The organism is uncultured Campylobacter sp. (assembly GCF_938045535.1).
Classification (GTDB): domain Bacteria; phylum Campylobacterota; class Campylobacteria; order Campylobacterales; family Campylobacteraceae; genus Campylobacter_B.
The window spans coordinates 1-10,097 of sequence record NZ_CALIMQ010000002.1 but is presented as its reverse complement, the minus strand read 5'-3'; the positions used below and the strand labels follow the sequence as shown (position 1 = coordinate 10,097).

11 protein-coding genes are annotated in these 10,097 nt (G+C 46.9%); 7 read left to right on the top strand and 4 right to left on the bottom strand.

Going from position 1 to position 10,097, the window contains the following annotated elements; translation table 11 throughout:
• The 3 genes from Q0095_RS00085 to mnmA form a co-directional block, all read left to right on the top strand.
• Positions 1-838: hypothetical protein (locus Q0095_RS00085; RefSeq protein WP_297880223.1), on the top strand; the 838-nt coding region annotated here is incomplete at its 5' end.
• A gap of 115 nt (positions 839-953) precedes the next feature.
• Positions 954-1,559: a TIGR00730 family Rossman fold protein gene (locus Q0095_RS00080; RefSeq protein WP_297880221.1), complete on the top strand. Its 606-nt coding sequence runs from the start codon at positions 954-956 to the stop codon at positions 1,557-1,559.
• Positions 1,556-2,587, top strand: a complete 1,032-nt coding sequence (gene mnmA / locus Q0095_RS00075) for a tRNA 2-thiouridine(34) synthase MnmA (protein WP_297880219.1) — start codon at positions 1,556-1,558, stop codon at positions 2,585-2,587. The genes Q0095_RS00080 and mnmA overlap by 4 nt, the downstream gene beginning before the upstream one ends.
• A gap of 1,128 nt (positions 2,588-3,715) precedes the next feature.
• Here mnmA and Q0095_RS00070 read toward each other — a convergent pair.
• From Q0095_RS00070 to luxS, 3 genes are all read right to left on the bottom strand, one after another.
• Entirely contained in the window at positions 3,716-5,173 is a 1,458-nt protein-coding gene (locus Q0095_RS00070; protein ID WP_297880217.1) for a DKNYY domain-containing protein, read from the bottom strand.
• Positions 5,174-5,336: 163 nt separating this feature from the next.
• On the bottom strand, positions 5,337-5,675 hold the full coding sequence (locus tag Q0095_RS00065; RefSeq protein WP_297880215.1) for a cupin domain-containing protein: 339 nt from the start codon (positions 5,673-5,675) through the stop codon (positions 5,337-5,339).
• A gap of 588 nt (positions 5,676-6,263) precedes the next feature.
• The gene (gene luxS, locus Q0095_RS00060) at positions 6,264-6,767 is read right to left on the bottom strand and encodes an S-ribosylhomocysteine lyase (RefSeq protein WP_297880213.1); all 504 of its coding nucleotides are present in this window, start codon (positions 6,765-6,767) and stop codon (positions 6,264-6,266) included.
• Between the two features lie 106 nt (positions 6,768-6,873).
• Here luxS and Q0095_RS00055 point away from each other — a divergent pair, with 106 nt between their 5' ends.
• A complete protein-coding gene (locus Q0095_RS00055; protein ID WP_297880211.1) occupies positions 6,874-7,083 on the top strand; it encodes a 4-oxalocrotonate tautomerase family protein in 210 nt (69 codons plus the stop codon).
• Positions 7,084-7,396: 313 nt separating this feature from the next.
• Here Q0095_RS00055 and Q0095_RS00050 read toward each other — a convergent pair whose 3' ends face one another.
• Positions 7,397-7,810, bottom strand: a complete 414-nt coding sequence (locus tag Q0095_RS00050) for a hypothetical protein (protein WP_297880209.1) — start codon at positions 7,808-7,810, stop codon at positions 7,397-7,399.
• Between the two features lie 80 nt (positions 7,811-7,890).
• On the opposite strand from Q0095_RS00050, the gene Q0095_RS00045 reads away from it, so the two are divergent.
• The 3 genes from Q0095_RS00045 to Q0095_RS00035 all read left to right on the top strand — a co-directional run bounded on the left by Q0095_RS00045 (position 7,891) and on the right by Q0095_RS00035 (position 9,995).
• Positions 7,891-8,580, top strand: a complete 690-nt coding sequence (locus Q0095_RS00045; RefSeq protein WP_297880207.1) for a dUTP diphosphatase — start codon at positions 7,891-7,893, stop codon at positions 8,578-8,580.
• A 397-nt stretch (positions 8,581-8,977) separates the two neighbouring features.
• The gene (locus Q0095_RS00040) at positions 8,978-9,718 is read left to right on the top strand and encodes an EI24 domain-containing protein (RefSeq protein ID WP_297880205.1); all 741 of its coding nucleotides are present in this window, start codon (positions 8,978-8,980) and stop codon (positions 9,716-9,718) included.
• 73 nt (positions 9,719-9,791) lie between these two features.
• Positions 9,792-9,995, top strand: a complete 204-nt coding sequence (locus Q0095_RS00035) for a hypothetical protein (RefSeq protein ID WP_005869903.1) — start codon at positions 9,792-9,794, stop codon at positions 9,993-9,995.
• The last annotated feature ends 102 nt before the right edge of the window (positions 9,996-10,097 follow it).

Sequence of the window (10,097 nt, the reverse complement as noted above, 5' to 3'; positions counted from 1 at the left end):
CGAAAGTGGCGGCTCGTACAATTACGCGCAAAAACTCACGAGCTCTAATGGCAAAAACAACTCAGAAAATTCCGCCGCTTTAAATTCGATAGCAAACGCCACAAAAAATTCTACGAATTGTGCAGCCAAAAAGCCGCAAAATTGCGAAGATGGATGGAATTTTACAGAAACAGAAAGTCTAGAGAATTTTAAAAGCGATGATTTCACCAAGCAAAATTCAATCCCTGACGAGAATTCTCAAAATTCCGCAAGTGGAGATGAAATGAAAAATTCCGCCCGCTCATCAAATCCCGAAAAAGCCGGAAATTCCGCAAACGCAAAGGCTCACGAAAGCCCCGCTCGCTTCGCAAGCGAGCTGAAAGATGCGGGAATCTTCGATTTTATTTTGATCGATGCGGGGCTTGAGTATCTTGGAGATTTTTTGAGCATTGGCGACGAAAATATCGTGCTGTGTGCGAACGAACCCTGCTCGATAAGCAACACCTACGCGCTTTTAAAGACGCTTGGGGCGAGCAAAAAAGAGGTTTTGTTTTTGCTAAATTTCACCGCGAGCGAGGATGATGCCGTGATGATCTACGAAAATCTAAAGTCGGTCGCGCACCGCAATATAAGCGAGCTGGGCTTTAAACTGCTAGGCTTTGTGCCGTTTTGCAAACAAGTAGCCATCTGCTCACAAAATCGCGCGCTTTTTAACTCGCACTATCCGTTTTCACCCGCTACCATCGCGCTTAGACAGAGCGTCTCGCGATTTTTGAGCAAGCAGGGCTGCGAGCCGATCGATATGAACGCTTACCGCGGCGTCGGCGGATTTTTACGAAAGCTTAGCAACCTAGTATGATTTATGATGAGATTTTAAATCATGCAAATTCTACCATTTTAAACGGAATTTTAAAAATTTAATGCTATTCTTAAAGCTGAAATTTTAAATAATATACACAAAAGATAGATTAATCATGCAGTTAAAAGAAATTTTAAAAGACATTAAAATCGCCCGCGACAATCTCAAAAACATGGGCAAAAGCGCCACGATCTTCGGCTCGGCACGCTTTAGCGAGGATAACCGCTACGTAAAAGATGCGCAAAAGCTCTGCGAGGGGCTTGCCGATTTAGGATACTCGATCATCACCGGAGGAGGAGGCGGCATTATGCAAGGCGCCAACCGAGGCGCATTTGCGAGGGCGAGGACGCACAGCGTGGGCTTTAACATCATGCTGCCGTTTGAGCAAAAAAGCAACGGCTTTTTGACGCAGGGGGCGAAATTTTCGGCATTTGCGCCGCGCAAAGGCGCTCTCATCGAAAACAGCGAAATTTTCGTCATCTTTCCGGGCGGATTTGGGACGCTGGATGAGTTTTTTGAAATTTTAGTGCTGGTGCAGACGGGCTTTAAGCGCGCACGGATCTATCTTTACGACGAGGAATTCTACGCACCGCTAATGGAGTTTTTCCGCACTTCGCTGCTAAAATCGGGCGCGATAAACGAAAGCGATCTGCAAAATTTCAAACTCTGCGACAGCGTGGATGAAATTTTGGCAGATGTGCGACGTAAGGAGAACGAATGAAAATTTTAGTCGCAATGAGCGGCGGCGTGGACAGCTCGATGTGCGCGAAGCTGCTGCAAGACGCGGGGCACGAGGTGCAGGGCTGCTATATGAAGCTGCACGCAAAGCCGGGCTATCACGAAGCAAACATCGCCAAAGTCCGCAAGGTGGGCGAGTTTTTAGGTATAAAAATCCATATTTTGGATCTGCAGGATGATTTTAATCGCGACGTTTACGAGCCCTTCGTGCAGGCCTATATAAGCGGTCTTACCCCAAATCCGTGCGCGCTGTGTAACCGCCGCATAAAGCTCGGTAAGCTCTTGGAATTTGCGCGCGAGCAGGACTTTGAGCGCCTAGCTACCGGGCATTACGTCCGCATCGAGGACGGGCTTTTAAAAGCCGCTGTAGATCTTAGCAAAGATCAGAGCTATTTTTTAGCAAACATCGATCCTGCCGCGCTTGAGTTTATGCTCTTTCCGCTTGGAGGGATGTATAAAAAGGACGTCAAAGAGGCCGCGCGCGCCTATACGGAGCTTTCGCAGATCGCTTCTGCGAGCGAAAGCAGCGAGATCTGCTTTGTGGACACCACCTACATCGACGTTTTAAACCGTCATACGCGCACCAAAATGCCCGGCATCGTGCGCGACCGTGCGGGCAACGCTATCGGCACTCACGAGGGCTATATGCACTACACGATCGGCAAGCGCCGCGGTTTTACGGTGCACGGCGCGCATGAGCCGCACTTCGTGCTAAGCATCAACCCGCACAAAAACGAGATCGTCGTGGGCGGCAAGGACGAGCTGGCGACCTACGAGTTCGATACCGAAAATTTTAACGCCTTTTTAAGCAGGGATGAAATTTTAAATATGCCTGGTCTCGGCGTTAAGATCCGCTACCGCAGCGCCAAGCTCCCCGTTAAAATTTCGCCGCGCAAGGACGGCGGCGTGCATGCCGTGCTGTCCGCACCCGCAGCAGGCATAGCTCCGGCACAGCTCGCGGTTTTTTACGACGAGCGCGACCGCGTAGTGGCAAGCGGCTTTATAAAATAGCGCTTCACATCCTATGCTCGCTTTCGGCGCCGCCTGGACCTCATCTGCTCGAAAAACGGCGCGCGATACAGAGAATGGGGCGCCGCAAAATATAAAATTTATATAGCACTATCACGCCGCGACATAAAAAAACAAATGTTGCGCAAAACGTGAAAGGCGCGCGCACAAACGATGCGATGCGTGCGAATATGCCGTGATAGATTTACTAGCACAGCACAAACGAAATATGTAAAAAATTTAAAAATAACGCCACACAAATAGAACTCGCGGATAAAATTTCAAGTGATGTGATTTAAACGATAGGCGCCGCATCTGCAATATAAAACGACACACTTACGAGCGCGAAGCAGAGAATGTGCTCAATATAAATGGCGACGAGCGTCCGACTTAGAGGCAAAGGCGTTTGCAACGCAAAATTCTTTCGCCTAGCTCGGTTAAATCGCTCATAGAACTAAAATTTTGCAGCAAGATTTTAGAGCCTTGCTCGATCGCGTACTCAAATCGTTCATAAATTATTTCTACCATGCACGTGACGTATCGCCGCCACAGAGCTGCAGTTTGAGTCATCATAGATTAAATCTCTGTGTACCAAATTCGGTGACCTGTCGCTTGGCGCACATTATCCGCGCGGTTCGAGCCCGCATTTTAAAGCGCTTGGAATTTAGAATTTGCCGTATGGCCGTGCCGAAATTATCGTGCGCACGCCCCGTTTCGCACATCGCGCGCCACTTTCTTAGATAGAAAATTTAATGCCGCGCCCACACTCTATTTCTAGTACGGCTTCGCCACAATATGCAAATCTCATAGCTACGCGCACCAATTTAAACTCTGCTCGTCGCGATACATAAAATTATCGTCCGAGCCACACCGAGCTTATCACGTACAAAATATTCCGCGAGCTACCTAGGTGCGGTGAAATAAATTTTATACGACCGCCCTAAAGCGATTTTCGATGAAATTTTAAGCTTACGCCAAAGTTTGTACCGTAGCTTTAAATTTCATAAAGTTTATGCCGAATAAAAGCAAATTTTAAAGCTTAGCGACGCACTCTACATCCAAATCGCAGCTAAAATCAAAAACCGAAGAGACCCGATCTGCACGAAATCGTCGTCTGCACCCAAATCGCGGCTAAAATTCCACTCGCGTCTTTACCTCGAAAAGCAGCTCGCCATCCACCGCTTCAAGCCCGCCGCTCTTTATCATCTCGCGAATTTTACTCGTGCCAAGGCTGCTTTTTTGAAGCAAAATTTCAACCAAGTTTAAATCTCTGATCTCATAAATGCACCGATCTATCAGCTGCGAAGAGCCCAGATCGTCGAAGTAGAAAAATCGCCCACCGTTTGAATAGATCCATCCGTATAGCCCGCCGTGCACGCCGCCGACCCTGCGCCACTCATGCGGCAGCTCGAGCGCGAAAAGCCCGCTTTTGCGAGCGACCAGCCTACGACTGCTACGGCCGCCGCCCCAAACTTCGGCGCCTTCTAAAAAATATATCCGCTCGCCGCTTTGAAATACGCTGCCGCTAAGCGCGCGAACTTCGCCCTCAAAGGGGTTGTCTGCCGCGCGCTTTTGCTTTCCGTCATTCTCGTCAAAATAATAGATGCCGCCAGGGGAGGCAAAAAGCAGATGGTTTGAGTGCGCGAGCTGCCTATTTAGCGGAGTATAGGGCACGGCAGCGGGATCAAATTTTAAATCGTTCGCAAAAATGTCGCCGCTTTTCGCATCCCACAAAAAATAGCTCAACCGCTGCCTCAAAAGTTCGTAATGCCCGCCGTTATCGCGCGCGTCAAGTCGTAGGTTTTTAAAATACATGTTCGCGCCGTCCGCGGCGTAAACGTCGCTAGCGCGCCCATCGCTTCCCTCTATCTGGCGCAGGCTCGCGGCATCGGCGCCCGGCAAAATCTCTCCTTTATAAAACGCGCGAGAGCCCTGCGCAGCGTAATACACGCCCGCGATTTGGCGCAGATCTGTAGCGTCCATGCGTTTAAATTTATAGAGGTAGCTTTGCGGCTTGGGCGCATCCCAAAAAATATGCGCCAAGGTTTGATAAGTGAGTTTAAGCGCTCCCAGCGCCTCGTTCCACACCGCCTCGCCGTCGCAAAAATAGCTGATCCGTCCGTCGCTTACGTATCCGAGCGCCACGGCTTTCGTGCGCGCAGGCTCTAGCTCGCTCATCGCGATGTTGCCGCAATATACGGCGTTTTTATCCGCCGCGACGTTAGAGCGGTAGCCGGAGCCGAAATCCAAAACCCGAAAGCTCGCCGCGTCTGCGCTCGGTATCGCGAAATATCCCGCACCCACCACGAGGGCGTAAATTTCGTCTCCTTTTTTGTAAAAATCGCTGTATTTGATCTGCTCGTCATCCCGCGGCGAGTAGTCGTCTGCGGAATTTATAACCGCAAACAGAGCGAGCGCGCTAAAAGCCGCGAACGCAAACGTTATACCAAGCGCGATCTTGCGCCAAAGCGGCATGCCCCGAGGCGCGTCTCGCACCGGTTTACGATCTGCTTCTGCCTTGCGCGCCCTAGCTTTGCGTTTCTTTTGCGCGCGCTCGCCCTTTAGCTCTTGCGTAAAATCCTCATACATCTTTTGCCTCAAATTTAATCTCGCCGCAGATTGCGCGGCACTTGAAATTGTACAAAAGCGCGGCTAAATTTATGAAATTTAACGCTACGGGCAAATTCTGATTCAACTCTTTGCGGCGCTAATTTATTTTACGAATGCCACAAAATCTCTGGCGAATTTTAATTCAAATCGCTTCGTAGCCGCACGGAATCGGCGCCGTAACGCTTGCAAACACAAAATCCTCATCGCCCGTATTTTTCATACCGTGGCACTCTCCGCTTTTGGAAATGATTAGATCGCCCGCACAGATCGGTACCTCCTCGCCCTTGCTCGGATAAAACACGCCGCGTCCGCTTAAGCAGATCCACACGTCATCGCCACCGGGGTGAATATGCGGCGCTACGACCTGGCCGCGTTTGACGATCCAAACCGCGCCGCAAGTGGCCTCCGTAGTAAAAAATGTCGTTTTTACGGCTCGCTCGTCGCTACAAATAGCATCTTTTATATGAAAAATTCTTTGCATTTTCTCTCCTTTAAGTTCATCGCATCCGGTGCGGTTTCGGCGGAATTTTAGCATTCTTTTCGTGCAGCAAAAGTGAAATTTCAAGCGCCAAACTCACAACGCAACCTTAAATAAAAATTTTAAATTCACATTTTACTGTGCGATTTTTTTTTGGAGGATTGAAGATCGCATCTAAAAGTAAGAAGGCGCATAAGCATGGTATTTGCGGATAGAATTTAGGCTTTAATTTAAGACGAAATTTTAAAAATTCTTATAAATTTAAAGCCGGCCTGCGAGATAAATTTATTAAATTTGATATGAGCTTTACTTGCGCGCTTTTGCCACCCAGCTTAAAGCCAAATCGCAGCTTTTATCAAAAACCTCGCGTGACGCAGACTTTACGGCAAGCGCTAAGTCGGTTTATAAAGCTAAATCGGCTTATAAATAGATGTTGCCTATGGCTTGTTTTAGCAGATACGCATTTTTGCACCTCGAATTTTTGCACATTTTACGATAATGTTTTTATAGCGCGTAACATACTGATCACGAGCCGAGCGGGAGTTCAAAGAGATAGCGTTAGAATTTTGCGCTATCTCTTAAATTTCAAAACTATTTTATCTTGCTTGGATCCAGCGCGATCTCGTCGTTTTTGATTACGCTGATACCCTTATTTAGCACGTTTTGCGCGATCTGTTTAGCTTCTGCTAGCGAGTGCATCGCGAAGGTGCCGCATTGAAATTTATTCAGCTCGGGGATATCCGCTTGAGAGCCCACGCCCAAAATATCCTTCATGCTCGCGCTCCAGGCCGCCGCGACGGCGCTCTCGCTGGGCGCGCCGATCACGCTCATATAAAATCCCGTGCGGCACCCCATCGGCGAGATGTCGATGATCTCGACATCCGCGCTATTTAGGTGCTCGCGCATGAAGCCAGCGAAAAGATGCTCCAGCGTGTGGGTGCCGCGCTCGCTCATGATCTCTAAATTCGGGCGACAAAACCGCAGATCATAGACGCTGATTTTATCGCCGCTTTTGGTGCGCATGCTCTTTGCGAGCCGCACGCCAGGGGCATTCATGCGGGTATGATCGACCTTAAAACTATCTAACAATGGCATATTTTCTCCTTAAATTCAGATCACGGCGATTTTAACATAAAATTTCGCACTTTCAGGCACACAGACGAAATTTTAGTTACAATTACGTTTATTTTAAGGAGAATTGATGCCCTACATAAACGTTAAAATCACCAAAGAGCGCGGCGGTCTAAGTCGCGAACAAAAAGCAAAGCTCGTAAAAGACCTAACCGACGCCCTCGTAGCCGTGCTGGGTAGGGGCGAAAAAACCACGGTCGTGACGATAGATGAAATATCCACTGACGACTACGCGATCGGCGGACGGCTAGTAAGCGAAATCAGAAAGCGGCAGAGCTAAGCTCGCGCGCCAGGCTAAATTTAAAAAGCGAAATTTTAGAATTTTAAAATTTTCATGCGAAATTCTACGTGGCAGGTACCGCTTTTAAGGAAATAAAATTTGCGATAATCCCCGCTTGCAAGATGAAATTTTACGCTAAATTCCATGCTGTAAAATTCCAAAAACCAACCGAGCGGAAATTTTAAAGCGGGTCTAATGGTGAAATTCTTTGAAAAAACCGGCAAGATAGAATTTATGCAAATTTCAAAATCTTACTAGATAAAATTTAAGCCTCGCGAGTCTAAAATTTCGTATAAATGGTATTCTTAGCGAGCTAGCGCTCCCAAATTAGCTTTTTGCCGAAAGTTAGAGTATTATCGGTCATTTTCATCCAATCGATTCTGATCGTAAAAAAATCGGTCTCCATCGCGCGCGCAAACGGGAAGCGCTTAAGATATAGCGAGGTTTCGCGCTCATCCGCGCTACGGATATGGCCGCAAATCTGCACGCCTTTGATCCTGCCTACAAATTTCGTATCCAGCGTGACTGTAGCCGCAACTCCGCGGTTGGCAAAGACTGCTTTGATATGCTCGGAGTCGCTCGCGCTTGCGATGATGAGCTCCTTATTTTGCGGATCGTAGGCATAAAATGCACTGCAGCAATATGGCAGATTATTGCGCAAAACTCCGAGAGATAGGAGTTTCATCCTGCCTAAAAACTCGTCGAATTTATCCTGAGCGGCACACATTTTAAGCCTCCTTTTTACTAAATTATACAATGATTTTCTTTTATTAGCTATAATCGCGAGCCAAAATTAGGAGAATTTTTATGGAAAATTATAAAAAAGTAAAAGAGATGTTTTTGATGCAGCAAGCCCTAAACGACGAAACAAATGGCGTGGGCTGGGAGGACGGCTATACAAAAAACGGCAAACTTATCAACTGGAAGCGCTGCATTTACATGGAATGCGCAGAGCTCATCGATAGCTTTGCGTGGAAGCATTGGAAAAATATCTCTGCAGCGCCGGACGTGAATAATATCGTCATCGAGATCGTTGATATTTGGCACTTCGTGATGAGCTATATTTTAGAGCAATATTACGGCGGCAAAGACATCGACCACATCGTAAGCGACGTCACGGCAGTAAGCGGATTTGCGGAGTTTAGCTCCTACGCCTACGATGTGCGCGAATACAGCATCTACGAAATCGTAAACGACATCGAGCTCATAATCCACGAAACGAGCGGCTTTGAGCTGCAAATCGGCGAGCTGCTGACCGATTTTTTTCGCGTGGCGATTAAATGTGGCGTGAGCTTAGACATTCTTTTTGCCAAATATATCGGTAAAAACGTGCTAAATAAATTCCGCCAAGACCACGGTTACAAAGAAGGCGGCTACCGCAAAATCTGGGGAGACCTTGAAGATAACGAGGTGCTAATCGAGGCGCTATCAAAAGGCGCAGTAAGCGCAAACGAAATTTACGAGCAATTGCAAAAGATCTACGACGCGACGAAGTGAAGTCGTGGGTTTGCGCGCGAGATTTCCCTTTGAAATTTTGAAATTTCATCTATAAAATTTCGGCAAGCAAATTTTAAAAAAGGGCTTTGATTTGGAATTCTGCAATTTTGAGCCTGAAATTTTATGCAATGCTTTGCTTGCATACAAGTGGCAAAATTCCGCGTAGCAAGCAAATAAATATTCGCAGCAGGCAAAATCTTTACGCACTATAAATGAGCAGATTAAACGCGGGCGGGTAATCAAAGCATAAATTTCATATTATAATGCGAGATGAGCCGGCTAAAGCAAGCGAATGAGCCAAGTGGGCGGATCAATGAGGCGCTTTCGTGCGGTAGCCAAATTGCTCAGCTCAAATTCCGTCGCAAAAGTCGCTAAAATAACGCAAATAGGAGCATACATGGGTAGAATTTTTAATTTGGCAAAGCAGGATTTTTTTACGCGCAAGTTTATTTTGCTCTCGCTATTGCCGCTTGTGTGCTCGCTCATAATCTTAGGTACGCTCGCATTTTTCGGCGGCAAAGAGCTTTTTGACGCGCTTTCGCAGGGCGCGCAAAGCGGCGATTTTAGCTTCTTGGACGAGCAGCGTTTCCCGGTAATTGCAAAAATTCTAAGCTTTACTGCTACGAAGTGGATTATCGGCGCGATTTTTTCGGTGTTTGCCAGCTTTGCAGTACTGATGCTTAGCGTGTTTTGTGCGCTTATCATCGCGGCCTTTTTGACGCCCGCAGTCACTAAAGAGATCAACGCCCGCCACTACCGCCTAATCCGCGCGGATGAAGCGAGCACGGCGCGAGTGCTAAAGCTGATGAGCCTTGAAATTTTAAAATTTTTAGCGATTTTATTTATCTGCTCGGTGCTTTTGTTTGTGCCGGTAATAAATTTATTCATCATCAACGTGCCGTTTTTTTATATCTATTACAAGCTGGTTCTAATCGACGTCGCTTCAAATGCGTTAAGCGCGAAAAGCTTCGAGCGCTCTTATAAAATGGGCGGCGGATATAAATTTGCTCTAAGCGCTTTTATTTTTTATCTGCTGTGTTTGATCCCGCTGGTAGGATTATTTTTCCAGCTATTTTTCATCATCTTTTTGACGCACATAGTGTTGATAGACGAAAGCGCCCGCAATAAAAATCGCTAAAGATTAACTAAAATCAATGAAAAATTTTGAAATTTTCATAAAATAGTGCGAAATTTTTTAAGAAAGGATTTCTATGAAATCAGGTGATATTTACATTTGTAATATTTGTTCGCTAAAAAGTAGCGACGATGAAAACGCGGTCTTTATCAAGGCGCATAAAAACGGCGAGACGGTGCATATCTGCACATCCTGCATGCCTAGCGTCATCCACGGCTCAGGCATGGTCGTAAAAAGCAACTCCGAGATCGAAGAAGAGCTTCAAGACGCTGCAAACTAGCTGCTAGCACCACTTGCTGCGGCGCGTTTTAATTTGTTTATTAATCTGCGCGCCGCAAAATTCTAAAATTCTAAAATTCTAAAATTCTAAAATTCTAAAATT

Coding starts and splice junctions, on each gene's coding strand:
- Q0095_RS00045 (WP_297880207.1), top strand. CDS start 7,891: ATGGAAAATTATAAAAAAGTAAAAGAGATGTTTTTGATGCAGCAAGCC.
- Q0095_RS00055 (WP_297880211.1), top strand. CDS start 6,874: ATGCCCTACATAAACGTTAAAATCACCAAAGAGCGCGGCGGTCTAAGT.
- Q0095_RS00050 (WP_297880209.1), bottom strand. CDS start 7,810: ATGTGTGCCGCTCAGGATAAATTCGACGAGTTTTTAGGCAGGATGAAA.
- luxS (WP_297880213.1), bottom strand. CDS start 6,767: ATGCCATTGTTAGATAGTTTTAAGGTCGATCATACCCGCATGAATGCC.
- Q0095_RS00070 (WP_297880217.1), bottom strand. CDS start 5,173: ATGTATGAGGATTTTACGCAAGAGCTAAAGGGCGAGCGCGCGCAAAAG.
- Q0095_RS00080 (WP_297880221.1), top strand. CDS start 954: ATGCAGTTAAAAGAAATTTTAAAAGACATTAAAATCGCCCGCGACAAT.
- mnmA (WP_297880219.1), top strand. CDS start 1,556: ATGAAAATTTTAGTCGCAATGAGCGGCGGCGTGGACAGCTCGATGTGC.
- Q0095_RS00065 (WP_297880215.1), bottom strand. CDS start 5,675: ATGCAAAGAATTTTTCATATAAAAGATGCTATTTGTAGCGACGAGCGA.
- Q0095_RS00035 (WP_005869903.1), top strand. CDS start 9,792: ATGAAATCAGGTGATATTTACATTTGTAATATTTGTTCGCTAAAAAGT.
- Q0095_RS00040 (WP_297880205.1), top strand. CDS start 8,978: ATGGGTAGAATTTTTAATTTGGCAAAGCAGGATTTTTTTACGCGCAAG.